Source organism: Microbacterium sp. SSM24, assembly GCF_025989145.1.
GTDB lineage: Bacteria > Actinomycetota > Actinomycetes > Actinomycetales > Microbacteriaceae > Microbacterium.
The window spans coordinates 469,140-490,009 of the sequence record NZ_JAPDNQ010000002.1 but is presented as its reverse complement, the minus strand read 5'-3'; the positions used below and the strand labels follow the sequence as shown (position 1 = coordinate 490,009).

The 20,870-nt window shown below is 69.6% G+C and carries 20 protein-coding genes; 16 read left to right on the top strand and 4 right to left on the bottom strand.

Features of this window, described 5'->3' with window-relative positions:
• Positions 1–42 precede the first annotated feature (42 nt).
• On the top strand, positions 43–2,292 hold the full coding sequence (locus tag OL358_RS14270; protein WP_264710733.1) for a RelA/SpoT family protein: 2,250 nt from the start codon (positions 43–45) through the stop codon (positions 2,290–2,292).
• Here OL358_RS14270 and OL358_RS14265 read toward each other — a convergent pair.
• From OL358_RS14265 to OL358_RS14255, 3 genes are all read right to left on the bottom strand, one after another.
• Positions 2,279–2,836 (bottom strand): hypothetical protein, encoded by a 558-nt coding sequence (locus OL358_RS14265; RefSeq protein WP_264710732.1) that lies wholly within the window; start codon positions 2,834–2,836, stop codon positions 2,279–2,281. The two genes, OL358_RS14270 and OL358_RS14265, sit on opposite strands and share 14 nt — an antisense overlap.
• 93 nt (positions 2,837–2,929) lie before the next feature.
• Positions 2,930–4,207 (bottom strand): DUF349 domain-containing protein, encoded by a 1,278-nt coding sequence (locus OL358_RS14260; RefSeq protein ID WP_264710731.1) that lies wholly within the window; start codon positions 4,205–4,207, stop codon positions 2,930–2,932.
• A 98-nt stretch (positions 4,208–4,305) separates the two neighbouring features.
• Positions 4,306–4,608 carry a dioxygenase gene (locus OL358_RS14255; RefSeq protein WP_264710730.1) on the bottom strand — a complete coding sequence of 101 codons (303 nt, stop codon included), beginning with the start codon at positions 4,606–4,608 and terminating at the stop codon, positions 4,306–4,308.
• Between the two features lie 165 nt (positions 4,609–4,773).
• Between OL358_RS14255 and OL358_RS14250 the strand changes: the two genes are divergently transcribed.
• Positions 4,774–6,048, top strand: a complete 1,275-nt coding sequence (locus tag OL358_RS14250) for a replication-associated recombination protein A (RefSeq protein WP_413631681.1) — start codon at positions 4,774–4,776, stop codon at positions 6,046–6,048.
• Positions 6,049–6,059: 11 nt separating this feature from the next.
• Here OL358_RS14250 and OL358_RS14245 read toward each other — a convergent pair whose 3' ends face one another.
• Entirely contained in the window at positions 6,060–6,554 is a 495-nt protein-coding gene (locus tag OL358_RS14245; RefSeq protein ID WP_264710728.1) for a hypothetical protein, read from the bottom strand.
• Between the two features lie 303 nt (positions 6,555–6,857).
• Here OL358_RS14245 and rpsD point away from each other — a divergent pair, with 303 nt between their 5' ends.
• The 14 genes from rpsD (at position 6,858) to OL358_RS14175 (ending at position 20,854) form a co-directional block, all read left to right on the top strand.
• A complete protein-coding gene (gene rpsD / locus OL358_RS14240) occupies positions 6,858–7,487 on the top strand; it encodes a 30S ribosomal protein S4 (protein ID WP_056119987.1) in 630 nt (209 codons plus the stop codon).
• 103 nt (positions 7,488–7,590) lie between these two features.
• Positions 7,591–7,875 carry an ATPase gene (locus OL358_RS14235; protein ID WP_264710727.1) on the top strand — a complete coding sequence of 95 codons (285 nt, stop codon included), beginning with the start codon at positions 7,591–7,593 and terminating at the stop codon, positions 7,873–7,875.
• Between the two features lie 61 nt (positions 7,876–7,936).
• Positions 7,937–10,594, top strand: coding sequence for an alanine--tRNA ligase (gene alaS, locus OL358_RS14230; protein WP_264710726.1), 2,658 nt, complete (start codon positions 7,937–7,939; stop codon positions 10,592–10,594).
• Positions 10,591–11,058 carry a Holliday junction resolvase RuvX gene (gene ruvX, locus OL358_RS14225; RefSeq protein WP_264710725.1) on the top strand — a complete coding sequence of 156 codons (468 nt, stop codon included), beginning with the start codon at positions 10,591–10,593 and terminating at the stop codon, positions 11,056–11,058. The genes alaS and ruvX overlap by 4 nt, the downstream gene beginning before the upstream one ends.
• A gap of 1 nt (position 11,059) precedes the next feature.
• Entirely contained in the window at positions 11,060–12,562 is a 1,503-nt protein-coding gene (gene mltG / locus OL358_RS14220; RefSeq protein WP_264710724.1) for an endolytic transglycosylase MltG, read from the top strand.
• Entirely contained in the window at positions 12,520–13,401 is an 882-nt protein-coding gene (locus OL358_RS14215; protein ID WP_264710723.1) for a shikimate dehydrogenase, read from the top strand. Before mltG ends, OL358_RS14215 begins: the two co-directional genes overlap by 43 nt.
• Positions 13,402–13,436: 35 nt before the next feature.
• Complete coding sequence (gene aroC / locus OL358_RS14210; RefSeq protein ID WP_264710722.1) at positions 13,437–14,666, top strand: chorismate synthase; 1,230 nt, start codon at positions 13,437–13,439, stop codon at positions 14,664–14,666.
• 10 nt (positions 14,667–14,676) lie between these two features.
• Positions 14,677–15,180 carry a shikimate kinase gene (locus tag OL358_RS14205; RefSeq protein ID WP_413631621.1) on the top strand — a complete coding sequence of 168 codons (504 nt, stop codon included), beginning with the start codon at positions 14,677–14,679 and terminating at the stop codon, positions 15,178–15,180.
• On the top strand, positions 15,177–16,253 hold the full coding sequence (gene aroB, locus OL358_RS14200; RefSeq protein ID WP_264710720.1) for a 3-dehydroquinate synthase: 1,077 nt from the start codon (positions 15,177–15,179) through the stop codon (positions 16,251–16,253). Before OL358_RS14205 ends, aroB begins: the two co-directional genes overlap by 4 nt.
• A gap of 97 nt (positions 16,254–16,350) precedes the next feature.
• Positions 16,351–17,637 (top strand): ion channel protein, encoded by a 1,287-nt coding sequence (locus OL358_RS14195; protein ID WP_264710719.1) that lies wholly within the window; start codon positions 16,351–16,353, stop codon positions 17,635–17,637.
• A gap of 12 nt (positions 17,638–17,649) precedes the next feature.
• A complete protein-coding gene (gene aroQ / locus OL358_RS14190; RefSeq protein ID WP_264710718.1) occupies positions 17,650–18,102 on the top strand; it encodes a type II 3-dehydroquinate dehydratase in 453 nt (150 codons plus the stop codon).
• 97 nt (positions 18,103–18,199) lie between these two features.
• Positions 18,200–18,760, top strand: coding sequence for an elongation factor P (gene efp / locus OL358_RS14185; protein ID WP_264710717.1), 561 nt, complete (start codon positions 18,200–18,202; stop codon positions 18,758–18,760).
• 3 nt (positions 18,761–18,763) lie between these two features.
• Entirely contained in the window at positions 18,764–19,174 is a 411-nt protein-coding gene (gene nusB, locus OL358_RS14180) for a transcription antitermination factor NusB (protein WP_264710716.1), read from the top strand.
• 111 nt (positions 19,175–19,285) lie between these two features.
• The gene (locus tag OL358_RS14175) at positions 19,286–20,854 is read left to right on the top strand and encodes a Rieske 2Fe-2S domain-containing protein (RefSeq protein ID WP_264710715.1); all 1,569 of its coding nucleotides are present in this window, start codon (positions 19,286–19,288) and stop codon (positions 20,852–20,854) included.
• The last annotated feature ends 16 nt before the right edge of the window (positions 20,855–20,870 follow it).

The following is a 20,870-nucleotide window of genomic DNA, read 5'->3' as shown; positions in this document are numbered from 1 at the left end:
CGGGCGTAGGATTGTGAGGTCCAGCGGAGGGGAGGGAGCCGGGTGACCGAGACCGTCCCTCCCGCCCAGACCTCGTCGCTTCGGCGCCTCGTTCCGCGGATCTTCTCGCGGTCGGCGCGCCGCGACGATGTCGAGCAGCTGCTCCGCACGGTGCGCACGCACCACCCCAAGGGTGATCTGTCGATCATCGAGCGGGCCTACGCCGTCGCCGACACCGCCCACACGGGGCAGACGCGGCAGAGCGGTGAGCCGTACATCACCCACCCGCTTGCGGTGGCCCAGATCCTCGCCGACCTCGGCCTCGGGCCGAAGGCGATCGCGGCTGCCCTGCTTCACGACACGGTAGAAGACACCGGTTACGGCCTCGACGCGCTCACGGCGGAGTTCGGGGACGAAGTCGCGATGCTCGTCGACGGCGTGACCAAGCTCGACAAGGTCAAGTACGGCGAGAGCGCGCAGGCCGAAACCGTCCGCAAGATGATCGTCGCGATGTCGCGCGACATCCGCGTGCTGCTCATCAAGCTCGCCGACCGACTGCACAACGCGCGCACCTGGGGGTTCGTCCCGCCTGAGAAGGCGCGGAAGAAGGCGACCGAGACGCTCGAGATCTACGCGCCGCTCGCACATCGGCTCGGCATCCAGGCGATCAAGTCCGAGCTCGAGGACCTCTCGTTCGCCGTGCTCCACCCGAAGCTGTACGCCGAGATCGAGAGTCTCGTCAAGCAGCGCACCCCGCAGCGCGAGCAGTACGTGCAGAACGTGATCGACGCGGTCGACACGGATCTGCGCGAGCTCCGCATCCGCGGACGGGTGATGGGCCGACCGAAGCAGCTGTTCTCGGTGTACCAGAAGATGGTCGTGCGCGGCCGCGAGTTCGACGACATCTACGACCTGATCGGCATCCGCATCCTGGTGAGCAGCGTGCGCGACTGCTACGCCGTGCTCGGCGCGATCCACGCGCGGTGGACGCCGCTGCCGGGGCGCTTCAAGGACTACATCGCCACGCCGAAGTTCAACCTCTACCAATCGCTCCACACGACCGTCATCGGTCCCGGAGGCCGCACGGTCGAGATCCAGATCCGCACCAACGAGATGCATCAGCAGGCCGAGTACGGCGTCGCTGCGCACTGGAAGTACAAGGAGCGGATGAACGGCGGCAAGACCGACGCCAAGGCGGTCGACGCCGACATGGCGTGGCTCGCCCACATCTCCGACTGGCAGGCCGAGACCGCCGACCCGGGGGAGTTCCTCGACTCGCTCCGCTTCGAGATCGGCGCGAAGGAGGTCTACGTCTTCACGCCGAAGGGCCGTGTGATCGGCCTCCCGTCCGGCGCGACACCCGTGGACTTCGCCTACGCGGTCCACACCGAGGTGGGTCATCGCACGATGGGCGCGAAGGTCAACGGCCGCCTCGTGCCGCTGGAGACCGAGCTCAAGAGCGGCGACGTCGTCGAGGTGTTCACGTCGAAGAATCCGGATGCCGGTCCCAGCCAGGACTGGCTCGGCTTCGTGCGCAGCACCCGGGCGCGGAACAAGATCCGCGGCTGGTTCACGAAGGAGCGTCGCGAAGAGGCGATCGAGCAGGGCAAGGAGGCGATCGCCCGCGCGATGCGCCGGCAGAACCTTCCCCTGCAGCGACTCATGAGCCAGGACTCGTTCAGTGAGGTCGCCCATCAGCTGAAGTACGAGGATGTGTCCGCGCTGTACGCCGCTGTCGGCGAAGGACATGTCTCCACCCAGTCGGTGATCGAGAAGGTCACCGCGCTCGTCAGCGCGAGCGACACCAGTACCGGGCCGATCGACCTGCCGGGCGTGGGGCGCTCGCGTGCGCCCCGCAACGGCGACTCGGGCGTGCTTGTGCGCGGTGCTCCCGACATCCTCGTCAAGCTCGCGAAGTGCTGCACGCCGGTGCCGGGCGATCAGATCATGGGGTTCGTCACACGCGGAAGCGGCGTCTCGGTGCACCGCACGGACTGCACGAACGTCAAGTCGCTGATGGCCGACAGCGAACGGCTCATCGATGTCGAATGGGCGCCGACGACGAAGAGCGTGTTCATGGTCCAGATCCAGGTCGAGGCGCTCGACCGGTCGGGACTGCTCAGCGATGTGACGCGTGTGCTGAGCGAGCACCACGTGAACATCCTGTCCGCATCGGTATCGACATCGCGGGACCGGCTGGCGCTCAGCCGCTTCGTGTTCGAGATGGGCGACATCGTCCATCTCGACCGAGTGCTCAACGCCGTGCGGCGCATCGACGCCGTCTACGACGTCTACCGCGTCACGTCGTCCTGACCGCCGCCTGAGCCGCCGCGATCCCGCGGAGCAGTGCGACGGCGGCACGCTTGTGGGGGAGCGCACCCCGCTCGAGCCTGTCGATCGCGGCGGACACGAGGTCGGGGTCGTCTGCAGCGACCAGCCTGCAGGCACGGGCGTGCTCGTCGTCGTCGACGCGAGCGAGATCGACGAGGGTGCGCAGGCGGGTGGTGACATGCACGCCACCGACCAGCACGAGGTCTTCGGGATCGACGGCGAGGTCGCGGTAGACGACGCGCCGCGAGGGCGCGTGGCTCAGCCGTTTCGGCACGGCCCGCTGCACGGTGTGGCGATCGGGCGGGACGGGCAGTGCTCCGTGCACCCAGGCCGCCGTGAGGTGCGTTGCGGCGAGGGTGTGGCCGAGGAGCGCGGCGAGCGAACCGGCGCGGAGCGCACGGGTCTCGACCGCGTCGGCCGGGATGTAGGCGTCGCCGAGTTCGACGACGTGGCCATCGAGTCGTGCAGCCGTCAGCTCCGCGAGGGAGAGCCGGTCATCGACGTAGTAAAGGAACGGTGACGCCATCTCCGCAGTCTGACGCAGCAGCCGCCGAGTGCTCGGCCGAGCGCGGGATTCTGTGGACAACCCCGCGCTCGTACGACGGGGGAGAGACGGGGGTCAGCCGCCGAGCGCCTTCAGCCAGGACTTGCGCGCCTCGAGCGACTCGGTCGCGTTCGCGATCGCCTTCTTGTCCCCGGACTTCTTCGCCGCGGCCAGTTCTTCCTCGAGCTTCTCGATCGCGTCGGTGAGCTGACGCGTCATGTCGTTGGCACGCGCCTTGGTCTCGGGGTTGTTGCGCTTCCAGTCCGATTCCTCGCGGGTGCGCAGCGCCTGCTCCACCTTGCGCAGGTCGTCGTCGAGGCTGCGCTCGGCGTCGCGCGGGAAGATGCGGCCGATGTCATCCCAGCGGCGCTGGATGCCGGTGAGCAGCGTGCGGGCCTTCGAGATCTCGCGCTCGTCGCCGACGGCCTTCGCCTCCTCGAGGAGGGCGCGCTTGGCCTCGATCTTCTCGCGGGATGCCTCGACGTCCGCCGTCTCGCGCTCGACACGAGCGGAGTACAGCGCGTCTCCCGCCGCCTTGAATCGAGCCCACAGAGCGTCGTCGACCTTCTTGCCGGCGCGTCCGGCCGTCTTCCACTGATCGAGCAGCTCACGGTACGCGGGAATGCCGTCCTCGCCCTTCGGCGCGAGGCTCTCCGCCTTCTCGACGAGCTTGGTCTTGCTCTCGCGAACGCCCTTGTGGGCCTCGTCGAGCTCGGCGTAGAACTCGCGACGGTGCTTGTCGACCGTCGCGCGCGCGTCGCGGAATCGCTTCCAGAGCTGCTGTGCCGCCGACTTCGGCAGGCGCGGGCCGTTCTGCTGCTGCGACTGCCACTGATCGAAGAGATCGGTGATCTCGGCGGTGGCCTGCTTCCACTGCACGGTGCGGGGGTCGCGGGCGGCGAGGGCCTCGGCTTTCTCGACGATCTCGGTGCGGGCGCGCACCGCCTCGTCGACGGCCTCGCGGGCGGCGGCCGCCTCGGTGTCGGATGCCGCGGCCAGCGTCTCGGTCAGTGCGGCGACGCGGGCTTCGAGCCTCGCCAGATCGCCGACTGCGGCTGCGCCGTCGAGCTTGGCCGAGACGGTGCGCGCGGCGCTGCGGAGATCGGACGCCGATGCCCCGCCGCGGCGGTGGCGCACCTCGAGGAGCGTGACCTCGCTGGCCAGGTCGGTGTACTTGCGTTCGAAGTAGGCCAGGGCCTCTTCGGACGAGCCGTCGGGGAACTGCCCGACCACGCGCCAGCCGTCGGCCTCGCGCACCGATACGGTGCCGTCGTCGTCGACGCGACCCCAGGGCTCGGGGGATTCGGTAGCGGGACCGGTGGTCTCGGGAGTGGACTCTGCTGCGGCAGTCACGGGATGCACCTCATCGCGGCGTACGCCGCCTGTGGGGGATGGACGGCCCCAGCCTAGTACGGGCGCGGCCCTCGCCTCAGGTGCCGTGGAGAGCGCAGCTACGGAGTCGGTGTGGGCGTCGGGGTCGTCGACGACGTGGGGGTGGGAGTGGACGTGACGGTCGGCGTCGGGGTCACTCCGGTGTTGGTGGGGGCGGGCACCGGGGCGCCGGGGCCGGCGACGAAGTACGCCGTCTGGGCGCCCACCACGCCGAGGATCAGCAGACCGCCCACGATCCCGGCGACGAGGTTGTCGCGCGTGCGGCGACGGGACTGACCCGAGTGGAACTCCTGGCGCGCCTGATAGAGCCGCGCGCGCTCGCGCGACTCCCGCGAGCTGCGGTCCTTGCCACCGTTCGCCACGAGACCTCCTCCGATCCGGGTCGACGCCCGGGCCGGGGTTGATCCTACGGCGCGCGCGCGTGTGCGGCAAAAGCTCCCGCGTCCGGTGTCGCCCGTGCGCATTAGCCTGGACCGGTGACGACACCGACCGCCCTGTTCCAAGGGCAGACGCCGCTCGCCGTGCGCATGCGGCCGACGTCGCTCGACGAGGTCGCCGGTCAAGGTCATCTCCTGCGTCCAGGGTCGCCGCTGGTCACGCTGGCGGATCCGGATGCCGCGCGCACCGCCTCGTCCGTCATCCTGTGGGGGCCGCCCGGAACCGGCAAGACGACCCTCGCGCAGGCGATCGCGCGCTCGTCGGGCCGACGTTTCGTGGAGCTCTCGGCGGTGACGGCCGGCGTCCGTGACGTGCGGGAGGTCATGCAGGAGGCGCTCACGCAGCGCGATCTGTACGACCAGTCCACGATCCTCTTCCTCGATGAGATCCACCGCTTCACCAAGGCGCAGCAGGACGCGCTGCTGCCCGGTGTCGAGAACGGCTGGGTCGTGCTCATCGCGGCGACCACCGAGAACCCGTCGTTCTCGGTGATCTCTCCGCTGCTGTCACGCTCCCTGCTCCTCACCCTCAAGCCGCTCACCGACGACGATCTGCGGATGCTGGTCGATCGCGCCGTCGCCGACGCCCGGGGGCTCGCGGCATCCGTCAGCCTCGGCGACGACGCGCGCGACGCCCTCGTGCGGCTGGCCTCGGGGGATGCGCGCCGGGCGCTGACCGCCCTCGAAGCGGCGGCGTCGCTCGCCGAGCCGTCGGACGGCGCCGAGACCCCGGTGATCAGCGCCGAGCACGTCGCGCAGGCGGTCGATCGCGCGCTGCTGCGCTACGACCGGCAGGGCGACGAGCACTACGACGTGATCAGCGCGTTCATCAAGTCGATCAGAGGGTCCGACGTCGATGCCGCGATGCACTACCTCGCCCGCATGATCGAGGCGGGCGAAGATCCCCGGTTCATCGCGCGGCGCTTGATCATCTCCGCGGCAGAGGACATCGGTCTGGCTGATCCGCACGCGCTTCCGCTGGCCGTGGCTGCGGCCGACGCCGTGCAGTTCATCGGCATGCCGGAGGGCAGGATCCCGCTGGCGGAGGCGACCGCGTACCTGGCGACGACGGCGAAGTCCAATGCCGCCTACCTGGCGATCGATGCGGCGATCGCCGACGTGCGAACGGGCGGCTTCGGGCGCGTGCCGATCCACCTGCGCGACGCACACTATCCGGGTGCCAAACGTCTCGGGCACGGCAAAGGATACGTCTACCCGCATGACTCCGATGTGGGGGTGTCGGCGCAGCAGTACCTGCCTGACGAGCTCCGCGGGCGCCGGTACTACGAGCCCAAGGCCCTCGGCGCCGAGCGCGACGTGCAGGCGCGCCTGGAGAAGATCCGGCGCATCCTCGACGGCCGCTGACCGGCGACGACTCAGGCCGGAGCGGCCTGTACGCGCACCGTCATCCGAAGGACCGCCGTGACGAGGATGCCGACGAGGGCGGCGAAGCTCGCTCCGTAGAGGAGCAGCGACCACCGCGCGTAGTCGGCGCCGCCGATGCCGTAGGTGTCGGCCAGCGCCATGCCGGGACCGAAGGAAGCGATGAAGTACGCCGGTGCGCCCATCGCGATCATCGAGAGGTACGCGAGGAGCGCCGCGGTCGGGGTGGCGTCGGATCGTCGGACGAGGAGCGTGAGCAGGATGATCGCGAGCGCGACGCCGAGTCCCAGGATCGTGAGCGTCATCCCGGTGCCCGGTGCCTCGTTCATCTCGGCCATGTCGGCGTGGATCTGCGAGAGCGTCGTCCCCGGGCGTGCGGCGAGCGGATTGAGGACGAGGATCTGGAGCGCCGCGATCCCGGCGTAGACCGCCACGGCGAGCGTGCCGAACAGCGAGACGACCAGGACGAGCCGGTTGCGATGCGTCATGGCCACAGCATGTCGCACAGGGGCACGCCCCGGCGCGGTCTTCCGGTCGATTCGCAGGATGCGCGCGCCGGTCGGAGCCGGGAGGTCTTGCGTGCGCTGGTCCACGCGTTCTGCGGTGTGAGGGCGCGGAGCGAGTGAGGAGAGTCGTTCTGATAGACTTGACCGGCTCGAAACACAGTTTTCGGGCATCCCCTTCTCCCTTCACAACCTCCAGGACGCCCCGACGTGCGTCCCGACAGGTGGGATCCGGGATACGTCCGCGGGCCGTGATCGACACGGCCGCGTCATCGAAAGGAACACTTCGTGGCAACGAAGTCCCAGGACCGCCGCAAGGTCCGTCTCTCCCGCGCTCTCGGCGTGGCCCTCACCCCGAAGGCTGCGCGCTACCTCGAGAAGCGTCCCTACGCTCCCGGTGAGCACGGTCGCACCAAGCGCAAGCAGGACAGCGACTACGCCGTCCGTCTCCGCGAGAAGCAGCGTCTGCGCGAGCAGTACGGCATCCGCGAGAAGCAGATGCGCAACACGTTCAACGAGGCCCGTCGCACCCAGGGTCTGACCGGTGAGAACCTCGTCGAGCTGCTCGAGATGCGTCTCGACGCCCTCGTGCTCCGTGCCGGCCTGGCTCGCACGACCGCGCAGGCCCGCCAGCTCGTCGTGCACCGTCACATCCTCGTCGACGGTCAGCTCGTCGACCGCCCGTCCTTCCGCGTGAAGCCGGGTCAGCTCATCCACGTCAAGGCCAAGAGCGAGGGCACCGAGCCCTTCCAGGTCGCAGCCGCCGGCGGTCACGCCGACGTCCTGCCCCCGGTCCCCGCGTACCTCGAGGTCGAGCTCGACAAGCTGCAGGCGCGCCTCGTGCGTCGCCCCAAGCGCGCCGAGGTCCCCGTGGTCGGCGACGTGCAGCTCGTGGTCGAGTACTACGCAGCACGCTAAGACCGTTTCGTGCGAAGGGCGTCGGGATCTCCCGACGCCCTTCGTCGTTTCCGCCTACGATGGAGGGATGCCGCGCCCGGCGGCCCCGCGAGGAAGTGGTGACATGAAGAGCCTGCTGTGGTTCCTGGTCGGCATCGCCGGCGGGTTCGTCGTCGCCCATTTCATGAACAAGGACCCGCGGGGGCACGAGATCCTCGCGGAGGTGGACGCCCGCATCACGGAGTTCACCGATCGGATCGGCGACGCGTATCGCGAGCAGGAGGCCCGCATGTCGGGCTTGGTCGACGACGTGAAGGGCGCCGCCGCCGACGCCGTCGAGAGCGCTCGCGCCGCAGCATCCGACGCCGTCGACTCCGCCGCGGACGCGGCGAAGAAGCTCACCGACTGACCCAGCGTCCGCTCGGCCCCGGATCCGGGGGAGTGGACCGCGCCATTTGCGAGGACCCCGAATGAAGACCGCCGAGATCGCACAGCGCTTCCTCGACTACTTCGAGAAGAACGGCCACACGATCGTCCCGTCCGCCTCGCTGGTGACCGACGACCCCGCACTGCTGTTCACCGTTGCCGGCATGGTGCCGTTCATCCCCTACCTTTCGGGCGATGTCCCCGCGCCGTACCGGCGCGCGGCCGACAACCAGAAGTGCATCCGCACGAACGACATCGAAGAGGTCGGCAAGACGCCCCGACACGGCACGTTCTTCCAGATGCTCGGCAACTGGTCGTTCGGCGACTACTTCAAGGAGGGGGCGATCCGTTTCGCGTGGGATCTCCTGACCTCTGCCGAGGCCGACGGCGGACTCGGATTCGACCCGAAGGATCTCTGGGTCACCGTCTACGAGGACGACGACGAGGCTCACGGGCTGTGGCGTCAGCTCACCGACCTGCCCGAGGAGCGCATCCAGCGCCTCGGCAAGGACACCAACTACTGGAGCACCGGCCTTCCCGGCCCTGCCGGTCCCTGCTCGGAGATCTTCTTCGACCGCGGACCCGAGTACGGCATCGACGGCGGTCCCGCCACCGACGACGACCGCTATGTCGAGATCTGGAACCTCGTGTTCATGCAGTACGAGATCACCAACGTGCAGTCGAAGTACGACTTCGACATCGTCGGCGAGCTTCCCGCGAAGAACATCGACACCGGCATGGGCCTGGAGCGCATCGCGTTCATCAAGCAGGGTGTCGACAACATGTACGAGACCGATCAGGTGCGGCCGGTGCTCGACCGTGCCGTCGCCCTGTCCGGTCGCACCTACGGAGCGAACCACGAGGACGACATCCGTTTCCGCGTGGTCGCCGACCATGTGCGCTCCTCGCTCATGCTCATGTCCGACGGCGTCACGCCCTCCAACGACGGCCGCGGCTACATCCTGCGCCGGCTCATGCGTCGGGCGATCCGCTCGATGCGACTCCTCGGAGTCGACGGCCCGACCTTCGCCGACCTGTTCGCCGCCTCGCGCGACGCGATGAAGGACGCCTACCCCGAGGTCGAGGCGGACTACGCCCGCCTGTCGCAGTACGCCCTCGCGGAGGAGGCCACCTTCTTGCGCACGCTCGCGGCGGGGGAGTCGATTCTCGACGACTCGCTCGTGCAGACGAAGGCGGCCGGCGGCACGACGATTCCCGGCTCCGAGGCATTCCTGCTGCACGACACCTACGGATTCCCGATCGACCTGACGCTCGAGGTCGCCGAAGAGGCGGGCCTCACGGTCGACCGCGCCGCGTTCGACACGCTCATGCAGGAGCAGCGTGCGCGTGCGAAGGCCGACGCGAGGTCGCGCAAGCGCCAGCTCGCCGACACCAGCGTCTACCGTGACTTCCGCGCGGTGGGCGAGACGGTGTTCACCGGGTACACCGACCTCGAGACCGAGTCCTCCGTGCTCGGCATCCTCGTGGACGGGCTCTCCGTCGACCGCGCCGGCGCCGGGCAGATCGCCGAAGTGATCCTCGCCGAGACGGCGCTCTACGCCGAGTCCGGTGGTCAGGTCGCCGACCGCGGCGTCATCGTCGGTCCCGGCTACGAGCTCGAGGTCCTCGACGTCCAGAAGCCGGTGGCCGGGCTCATCAGCCACACCGTCGAGGTGACGACCGGCGAGGTCGGGGTCGGCCAGCCCGCGACGACGATCGTGGATGCCGCCAACCGCCGTGCCGCACGCCAGGCGCACTCCGCGACCCACCTCGTGCACGCCGCCCTGCGCGACACGCTCGGCAAGAGCGCGACCCAGGCCGGCTCGCTCAACCGTGCCGGGTACATGCGCTTCGACTTCACGTGGGGGCAGTCTCTCTCGGACGCGACGAAGAGCGAGATCGAAGAGATCGCCAACAACGCCGTGCGTGACAACCTCGAGGTCACCACCCGCGTGATGGCGCTCGATGAGGCGAAGTCGCTCGGCGCGATGGCACTGTTCGGCGAGAAGTACGGCGACACCGTGCGCATGGTCGATATCGGCGGCCCGTGGTCCCGCGAGCTCTGCGCGGGGACGCACGTGAGCACGAGCGCGGAGATCGGCCTCATCAACCTCGTGGGCGAGTCGTCGGTAGGAGCATCCAATCGCCGCGTCGAGGCCCTCGTCGGCCTGGACGCGTTCCGATCGCTCGCGGCCGAGCGCGCGATCGTCTCGCAGCTCACCTCGAGCCTCAAGACGCCGCGCGATCAGCTTCCCGCCCGCATCGCGGAGTTGACGGCGAGCCTGAAGACCGCCGAGAAGAAGATCGCCGCGTTCGAGGCCAAGGCGCTCGGCGATCGCGTGCCGGCCCTCGCGGACACCGCGTCGCGCGTCGGCGAGCTGGTCGTGGTGGCGGAGTCGCTGGGCGCCGCCGGCTCGGCGGACGACGTGCGGGCGCTGGCGTTGCAGGTGCGCGAACGCCTCGGGTCGGCGGCATCCGTCGTCGCGCTCGGCGCCGAGGTGAACGGTCGCCCGGTGGTCATCGTCGCGACCAACGACGCCGCTCGCGCCGCGGGAGCCAAGGCCGGCGTGCTCGCCAAGGCAGCGGCCGCCGTGCTCGGCGGCGGCGGAGGCGGCCGTGACGACGTCGCGCAGGGCGGCGGAACGGATGCCGCGGCCTTGCCGGCCGCGCTCACGGCGATCAAGGACGCGCTCGGCGCGTGAGCGGGTTCCGTCGGGGCGTGCGACTCGGCATCGACGTCGGCCGCGCCCGGGTCGGTGTCGCGCGCTGCGATCCGGACGGACTCCTGGCGACGCCCGTGGAGACCGTTCCGCGCGATGAGGCCGCCGTCGCGCGCGTGGTCGCGCTGGTCGAGGAGTACTCGGTGTTCGAGCTGCTGGTCGGGCTGCCGCTCAATCTGCGCGGTGAGGACACGGCGTCGACCGTCGATGCGCGGGAGTTCGCGACGGCGCTGGCGGCAGCATCCGGAGTTCCCGTCCGTCTGGTCGACGAGCGGCTCTCGACGGTCTCCGCTCACGCGGCTTTGCGCGATTCGGGCAGATCACAGCGTTCTTCTCGTAGCATTGTTGACCAGGTCGCCGCGGTGGTGCTGCTTCAGCAAGCCCTCGACGTCGAGAAGAGCACTGGCCGACCACCCGGAACCCCCGTCCCCCAGGAGCTCGCCTGACATGCCCGATTCCCCGATGGATGATCCGTCCGCGGCGCCGTCCGGCGCGGTGGGCGCCGGGGGAGCGCCGCTCTCCCGCCGCGAGGCGCGCGAGGCGGCGGCGAGACAGGTGACGGGCGAGGCGCCGGGCGCTGAGGTGCCGCGAGGCCCGAGGCCCGCGGCCGAGGAGTCCAGCCCGCTCGCACAGCCGCAGGTTCCGGCATCCCGCGCGATCGATGCGGAGGCGGGCGACGACGCCTGGCTCTTCGCGACCGGACCAGCCCCTGTTCCCACATACAGCCGCGCGGGCTCCGGGACGGACGGCGGGACGACCGAGACGGTGCCTGACCGCTCAGCCCGCACCGCGACGCTCCAGGACCTCTTCACGGGCGCGAGTTCCACCGACGACATCGGTGCGCCGCCGCCGCCGAAAGACAAGCGCAAGCGCCGCAGGGGCGGATGGATCGCGCTCGGCATCGTCCTCCTCATCATCGGCGGTGTCGGCGTGGGTGTGGCCTACGTCTGGAACACCTACGAGGACAAGATCCGCGAGGTCATGGGCTGGGAGGAGCCGAAGGACTACGAAGAGGGCATGGCCAACGGCGAGGCCTATGTCACCATCGCATCCGGCGATACCGGCTCGCCGATCTCGCAGAGTCTGTACGAGGCCGGCGTGACGAAGACTCCCGACGCCTTCTACGACTACCTGATCGAGACGGGTGAGAACCCGCCGTTCGTGCCGGGAGTGTTCAAGCTGCAGAAGCAGATGACCTCGGCGGCGGCCCTGGAGGCGCTCCTCGATCCCGCGAACAAGATGGAGAACACCGCGCAGCTGCGCGAGGGGCTCACCGTCGAGCAGTCCCTCCCGCTGCTGGCCGAAGCCACCGGCATCCCTCTCGAGGAGTTCCAGGCGGCGGTCGCCGACCCGTCCGTCTACGGTGTCACCGCAGACTCCCTCGAGGGCTGGCTGTTCCCCGCGACGTACACATTCGATCCGGACGTGACGACGCAGGGCGTGATCCAGACGCTCGTGGACCGCACGGTCCAGTCGCTCGACGAGGCGGGCGTGCCCGAGGACCAGCGCCAGGAGATCCTGACCATCGCGTCGATCATCCAGCGCGAGGCCCGCTACGAGGCCGACATGCAGAAGGTCTCGCGGGTGATCCAGAATCGCCTCGACCCCGCCAATCAGGAGACGTTCGGCCTGCTGCAGATGGACTCGACGGCGCAGTACGGGTACGGCGAGATGCACGACGGCACGGTCAGTTCCTCCCAGGAGGCGCTGGAGGACCCGAACCCGTGGAACACGTACGTGAACACGGGCCTGCCGATCGGCCCGATCTCGAACCCGGGCGACTTGGCGATCACGGCGGCCATGAACCCCGCCGACGGCCCGTGGCTGTACTTCGTGACCGTGAACCTCAACACGGGCGAGACGGTGTTCACGACGAACCTCGCCGACCACAACGCGGCGGTCGCGCAATGGCAGGAGTGGTGCTCGGCGAACCCGGACGCCGGGTGCTGATCCCCGCAGGTGCACGGCTCGCCGTGTGGGGCGATCCGATCGCTCACAGCCGGTCGCCGCAGCTGCACGCGGCCGCGTATGCCGTGCTCGGCCTGGACTGGACCTACGAGCGGCGCCGCGTCGACGACATCCGCTTCGGCGAGGCCCTTGCCTCGCTCGACGCGAGCTGGCGCGGGCTGTCGCTCACGATGCCGCTCAAGGGCGTGGCCCGCGCGGCGGCGCGCGAGGTCGACCGCCGTGCCGAGCTCACCGGCGCGGTGAACACCCTGGTCCTCGACGCCGCCGGACCGCGTGGCTTCAACACCGACGTGGGCGGCATCGTCCGCTCGCTCGCGGAGGAGGGCGTCGTCGAGGCGCCCCGCGCGCGCATCGTCGGAGCGGGCGCCACGGCGACATCCGCGCTCGTCGCGCTGTCGGAGCTGGGCGCGTCCGAGATCGACGTCGTCGCGCGACGACCCGAAGCGGTGGGGCCGCTGTCGGCTCTCGGGTCGGCGCTCGGAGTCGCCGTGAGTGCGGTGCCCTTCGATGCCGAGACGTTCGACGCCGTTCCGGTCACGATCGCGACGCTGCCGGGCGATGCGCCGGTCCCGGATGCCGCGGCCGCGGCCCTCGCGGCGGGCGGCGGGTTCCTGCTCGACGTCGTCTACGGTCACTGGCCGACAGCGCTGTCCCGGGCGTGGGAGACCGCGGGCGGGCGGAGCACGTCGGGTCTCGGGATGCTGCTGCACCAAGCGGTGCTGCAGGTGCGCGCCTTCACGACCGGCGACGTCACGGCCGCGCTCCCCGACGAGCCGGCGGTGCTCGCCGCCATGCGGCGTGCGCTCGAGTCCGACGCCTGACGTAACCCCCGACCTGCGCATGGGAGACTAGAGCAATGCTCCGCGTGCTCACGGCCGGCGAATCGCACGGTCCCGAACTCGTCGCCGTCATGGAAGGACTGCCCTCGGGCGTCCCGGTATCGCGCGCCGCCATCCAAGCCGATCTCGCGCGGCGCAAGCTCGGCTACGGCCGCGGCTCGCGCATGAAGTTCGAAGAGGACGAGCTCACCATCTCCGCGGGCGTGCGGCACGGCCTCACGCTCGGGAGCCCGATCGCCCTGCGCATCGGCAACACCGAGTGGCCGAAGTGGACCGAGGTGATGAGCCCCGAGCCTGTCGAGCTGACCGAGAAGTCCCGCGGTCGCGGCGCCGCCCTCACCCGTCCGCGCCCCGGACACGCCGACCTCGTCGGCATGCAGAAGTACGACTTCGACGAGGCGCGCCCGATCCTCGAGCGCGCGAGCGCGCGCGAGACCGCGGCGCGCGTCGCCCTCGGCGCCCTCTCGCGGTCCTTCCTCGGCGAGCTCGGCATCCGACTGGTCAGCCACACGCTGTCGATCGGCCCGGTCCGGGTGCCAGAGGATGCCGCCCTGCCGACGCCCGACGACGTCGACGCGCTGGACGCCGATCCGCTGCGGTGCTTCGACGCGGCCACGAGCGGGCGGATGGTCGCCGAGGTCGACGACGCGCGAAAGGACGGCGACACCCTCGGCGGCATCGTCGAGGTGCTCGCGTACGGTCTTCCCCCCGGGCTGGGCTCCCACGTGCACTGGGACCGCCGCCTCGACGGAAAGCTGGCGCAGGCGCTCATGAGCATCCAGGCGATCAAGGGCGTCGAGGTCGGGGACGGCTTCCTCACCACGACGCGCCGCGGCTCCGAAGCGCACGACGAGCTGCACGCCACGGGCGACGGCATCACCCGGTCCAGCGACCGGGCCGGCGGAACCGAGGGCGGCATGTCCACCGGCACGGTGCTCCGGGTGCGCGCAGGCATGAAGCCGATCGCCACCGTTCCGAAGGCGCTGCGCACGATCGACGTCGCGACCGGCGACACCGCATCGGCTCACCACCAGCGTTCCGACGTGTGCGCGGTCCCCGCGGCAGGAGTCGTCGCCGAGGCGATGGTCGCGATCGTGCTCGCAGAGGTCGTGCTCGAGAAGTTCGGCGGCGACAGCGTCGCCGAGACGCGCCGCAACCTCGACGGGTACCTCGCGGCCATTCCCGCGGCACTGCGCACGGCTTCCGAGAGCGACGCCGCTCTGGCCCAGCATGACCTCGACATCTAGAGCGATCGTCATGATCGGCCCGATGGGGGCCGGCAAGACGAGCGTCGGCAAGCGCGTCGCGCGTGCGCTCGACGTGCCGTTCTTCGACACCGACGCGGCGATCTCCCGCGAGCACGGTCCCATCGACCAGATCTTCGCCGACCGCGGCGAGGCGCAGTTCCGCGCGCTCGAGCGCGCGGCCGTGGTCGAGGGCCTGGCGACGGGGGGAGTCGTATCGCTCGGCGGCGGGGCGGTGCTCGACGCCGACACGCAGTCCGACCTCGCGCAGCACCGCGTCGTGCTGCTCACGGTCGCGCCGCGCGTCGTCGCCATTCGCGTGCGGGGGAGCAGCCGGCCGCTGCTGCAGGGAGACGAGGACCCGCTCGAGCGATGGACGAGGATCTACGAGCAGCGCAGGCCCGTCTACGAGCGACTGGCGAACGCCTCGTTCGACACCTCGAACGGCCCGTTGCAGAACGTGGTGGACCGCATCGTCGCCTGGACCCGCGGCGACGACGACCAGGGAGTGGCATGACCGACACGACGACCATCACGGTGAGCGGCGACGCGAGCTACCCGATCACGGTGGGACGCGGCATCCTGTCCCAGCTCGGCGAGGTGCTGCCCGCCGCCGCCCGAAAGGTGCTCGTGATCCACCCGCCGACCCTCGCGGAGCAGGCGGAACGGCTGCGCGCGCAGCTCACCGGTGACCGGGAGGTGCTGCTCGCCGAGATCCCCGACGCCGAAGCCGGTAAGCGCATCGAGGTCGCGGCGTTCTGCTGGCAGGTCATGGGAAAGGCCGACTTCACGCGCACGGACGCGGTCGTCGGCTTCGGCGGTGGCGCCGTGACGGATCTCGCCGGCTTCGTCGCCGCAACCTGGCTTCGTGGCGTCGCCGTCGTGCAGGTGCCGACGACGGTGCTCGGCATGGTGGATGCCGCCGTCGGAGGCAAGACCGGAGTCAACACCGCAGAGGGCAAGAACCTCGTCGGGGCGTTCTGGGCGCCGACCGCCGTGCTGTGCGATCTCGACCTGCTCGACTCGCTCACGAGGAACGAGCGCGTCGCCGGGTATGCCGAGGTCGTCAAGGCTGGGTTCATCTGGGCGCCCGAGATCCTCGATCTGGTGGAGGCCGATCCCGAGACCGCGACCGACCCGCGCAGCGACGCGTTCCGTCGCACGATCGAGCTCGCGATCGACATGAAGGCTCGCGTCGTGGGCGAGGACCTGCGTGAAGCCGGACTGCGCGAGATCCTCAACTACGGCCACACGCTGGGCCATGCGATCGAGCACGCCGAGCGCTACCGCTGGCGTCACGGCGCGGCCGTGTCGGTCGGCATGGTCTTCGCCGCCGAGCTCTCACGGCTCGCCGGACGGCTGCCGGATGCCGCCGCCCAGCGCCACCGCGACACCCTGAACCTGCTCGGCCTGCCGACCACCTACCGCGCCGGGGCGTGGCCGCAGCTGCTCGCGACGATGCAGCGCGACAAGAAGAGCCGTGGCGGGATGCTGCGCTTCATCGTCCTCGACGACATCGCCAAGCCCACCGTCCTGCAGGCGCCGGACGAGTCGCTGCTGTTCGCGGCCTACCAGGAGGTCGCGGGCTAGTCGCGCCGCGGAAATCACCCGCCGCGAGCGACGTGCGCTCGGGCAGGATGAATGCGACGGATCGGCTCCACGCCGGATCCCCGATGAGGAGGCCGTGATGAGCTTGGCGCCGACGACCACGGATGGCGGCGTGTCGCCGCGGCAGCTTCTCATCCTCGCGATCCCGGCGATCGTGCTCGGCGCATTCGCCGCGCTGCTGCTGTGGGGCCTCGAGCAGTTGGCCGACCTGCTGGGCGGCGTGCTGTGGACGGCCCTCCCGGACGCGCTCGGGGTCGACCCCGACGGCTGGTGGATCATCCTGATCCTCACTCTCACCGGCCTGGCCGTCGGTCTCGGCCTGCGCTTCCTGCCCGGTCACGGCGGCCCTGACTCGGCGACGACCGAGCTCATCTCGCCGCCGCTGAAGCTCCGCGTCCTCCCGGGGCTCGCGCTCGTCACCGTGTTCAGCCTCGCCGGCGGCGTGAGCCTCGGCCCCGAGAACCCGATCATCGCGATCAACATCGCGATCGTGGTCGCACTGTTCGCACGCCTGCTCCCGAAGGTGCCGGCCCAGATAGCGGTCCTGATCGGCGGTGCGGCGACCGTGGGTGCGCTGTTCGGAACGCCCGTCGCCGCGGCGCTCCTGTTCACGGGGATCGTCGCCGCGGCCAAGGGCGGGGGCTCGCTGTGGGACAAGCTGTTCCTGCCGGTCGCGGCGGCTGGTGCGGGTGCCGTGACGATGCATCTGCTGGGTGCCCCGCCACTCGCCTTCGATCTTCCCGCGTACGGCAGCCCCCAGGCGATCGATCTGCTCACAGGGAGTCTCGTCGCGTGCGGAGCCGCCGGGCTCGGCCTCATCGCGCTCTTCCTCTTCCCGATCTTCTGGCGCGCACTGCACGCTCTCAGAAGTCCGATCCTCATCGCGCTCGTCGGCGGATTCATCCTCGGCATCCTGGGGTTCATCGGCGGGCCGATCACGATGTTCAAGGGCCTCGCCCAGATCGGCGAGCTGCTGCAGGACCCGGGCGCCTATGACGGGACACAGCTCGCGGTGATCGCGGGCATCAAGATCCTCGCGCTCCTGGTCGCGGCGAGTGCCCTCTTCCGCGGCGGCCGCATCTTCCCCGCGACGTTCATCGGGGTCGCGCTCGGGATGCTCGGCCACGTGCTGATCCCCGGACTCCCGCTCGGACTCGCCGTCGCGTGCGGCATCGTCGGGGTCATCGTGGTGGTCGGGCGCGACGGCTGGCTAGCGATCTTCCTCGGTGTGGCCGTTCCCAACGACATCACGCTGCTGCCGATGCTGTGCATCATCGTCCTGCCCGCGTGGCTGCTCGTGTCCCGCATGCCCGCGTTCCAGATCATCGCGCCGACCCTTGAGCCTGAGTCGGCCGAGGCGCGCTGATAGCGTGACCTCGTGACCCGTCGTCTGCTCCTCGTCAACGGCCCGAACCTGAATCTGCTCGGCACGCGCGAGCCCGACATCTACGGCACGGCCACTCTTGCCGACGTGGAGGAGATGACCCGCGCCGCAGCGGCCGCGCGGGGATTCGACATCCGTGCGGTGCAGAGCAATCACGAAGGGGTGCTCCTGGATGCGATCCACGCGGCGCGCGAGGACTGCGCGGGAATCGTGATCAACCCCGGCGGTCTCACCCACACCTCGGTCGTCCTGCGAGATGCGCTCTCTGGCGTCGCCCTCCCGGTCGCCGAGGTCCACATCTCCGACGTTCGTTCGCGCGAGCCGTTCCGCCACCACTCCTACGTCGCCGACGTCGCGATCGTGCACGTGGTCGGAGAAGGGGTGGACGGCTACGCCACCGCGGTGGACCGGCTGATCTCCGCCATCACCGGCCAGTCCGACGGCTGACTGCGCCCCGCATCGGGGCCGCGGCGCGGCATCCCGTAGACTTCACTGTCGGGTCCCGATCGGCCCATCACCCTCACGAAACGGAATCTCCTTCCTCATGGCATCGACCGCAGACATCAAGAACGGCGTCGTCCTCAACATCGACGGGCAGCTCTGGAGCGTCGTGGAGTTCCAGCACGTCAAGCCCGGCAAGGGCGGTGCCTTCGTCCGCACCAAGCTGAAGAACATCCTGTCGGGCAAGGTCGTCGACAAGACGTTCAACGCGGGCGCCAAGGTCGAGACCGAGAACGTCGACCGCCGCGACTTCACCTACCTGTACAACGACGGCGACGGCTTCGTCTTCATGGATGTCGCCGACTACGACCAGATCACGGTCGGCGCCGCCACGGTCGGCGACGCGGCGAACTTCCTGCTCGAGAACCAGCAGGTGCAGATCGCGCTCAACAACGGCAACCCGCTGTACATCGAGCTCCCGGCATCCGTCGTCCTCGAGATCACGTACACCGAGCCCGGACTGCAGGGCGACCGCTCCTCGGCGGGCACCAAGCCCGCGACCGTCGAGACCGGGTACGAGATCCAGGTCCCGCTGTTCCTCGAGACCGGCACCAAGGTCAAGGTCGACACGCGCACGGGCGACTACCTCGGCCGCGTCAACTGACCGTTGAGCGCTCGGAGCAAGGCGCGCAAGCGCGCCCTCGACATCCTCTTCCAGGCCGACGTGCGGGGAGAGGACCTTCCGGCGATGCTCGCGGTGGAGGCCAAGCGCGCGGCCAATGAGCCCGCACGCGAAGCGTCGTGGCTGTACGCCCGCGAGATCGTCGACGGCGTCATCGACAACCGCGACGCGATCGACGAGCAGATCACCACGTTCGCGAAGGACTGGTCGCTCGCCCGCATGCCCGCCGTCGACCGCGCGGTGCTGCGCATCGGCGTGTGGGAGATCCTCTACAACGACGAGGTTCCGGCCGCGGTGGCGATCGACGAGGCGGTCGAACTCGCCAAGGAGTTCTCGACCGACGACTCCGGTTCCTTCGTCCACGGCGTGCTCGCGCGGATCGCGCGCTCGTCCTGACCTCTTCCGGATGCACCGCGCCGCCGTGCGCGGTGCATCCGCTTTTCCACGGCCCGGTGGTCCGCGGCCGTTCCGACCCCCTCTCGTAGACTTGTCGAGGAAGGAGCGAGCATGCGCATCACGGGCCTCGGTCACGCCGGAATGTTCATCGAGACGGCGGGAGGAAGCATCCTCTGCGACCCCGTCATCGGACCCACGTTCTTCGGCTCGTGGTTCCCCTTCCCCGACAACCGGGCGCTCGACTGGGCGAAGTACGGCAACGCGGACTTCCTCTACGTCTCGCACCGCCACCGCGATCACTTCGACCCGGCGCTCATGAACCGCCACGTTCCGAAGGACATCAAGGTCCTGCTGCCGGAGTACCCCACCGACGAACTGGAACAGGATCTGCGACGGCTCGGCTACGAGAACCTCATCTACACGCAGGCGGGGGTGCCCCTCCAGTTCGGCGACCTCACGCTCATGGTCACGCCGCTGCGAGCACCGAGCGACGGGCCGATCGGCGACTCGTCACTCAGCGTCGACGACGGCACCGCCAGCATCCTGAACCAGAACGACTCGCACCCGCTCGACCTCGAGAAGCTCCTCGGCTTCTCGAAGCCCGACGCGTACTTCACGCAGGTGTCGGGAGCGATCTGGTGGCCGATGGTCTACGACCTGCCGCAGGACGCCAAGCAGAACTTCGCGAAGCTCAAGCGCGACGCGCAGAACAAACGCGCGATGTACTACATCGAGAAGGTCGATGCGGAGCACGTGTTCCCGATGGCCGGCCCGCCGATGTTCCTGCGCGAGGAGCTGTTCAAGTACAACGGCTACGGTCTCGACGGCGACGCGATCTTCACGGACCAGCGTCAATTCCTCGCGCACATGGCCGAGCTGCGTCCCGAGCAGAAGGGCTACGAGTTCGTACCGGGCACGGTGGTCGAGCTGAACGGCGGTGAGCTGTCGGTCACGCAGACCCTGTACACGGATGCCGAGATCGACCGGATCTTCGACGACAAGTGGTCCTACCTCGCCGAGCAGCGCGATTCGCGTCAGGACGAGATCGCCGCAGAGGAGGCATCCCGAGCCGCCGTCCTTCCGCCCGCCGAGATGCTCGCGGCGATCCAGGAGTGGTGGGAGCCGCTTCTCCGCCGTGCCCGCACGATCCGCAACGGCGTCGGCGGCGTGGTGCGGTTCCGCATCGGCGAGCTCGACATGGTCGTCGACTTCCCGAAGGCCAAGGTCCGCGAGTACGCGGGCGAGGACTGCATCTACTGGTACACGATCCCCGCCGACCTCGTCTCGACGAACATCGCCGACCACGAGATCGACTGGTCGAACTCGATCTTCCTCTCGATGCAGTTCGAGGTCGGGCGCAGCGGCAAGTTCAACGAGTTCCTGACGACGTTCCTGAAATGCCTCTCGCGCGACCGCATCGAGTACGTCGAGAACTGGTACTCCGAGCAGACGGACCAGACCGAGGACGCCCAGCTCGGCGACTGGAAGGTGCAGCGCCGCTGCCCGCATCTGCGCGCGGATCTGACGAAGACCGGAAAGATCGAGGACGGCGTGCTCACCTGCTCGCTCCACGACTGGAAGTGGGATCTCGCCAGCGGGAAGTGCCTCACCAGCCAGGGTCATCCGATCCGCGCGAGCCAGGTCGAGGCTGAGGAGACCGCCGACGCCCCTGCCGCCTGACACGGTCGCTCGGTCG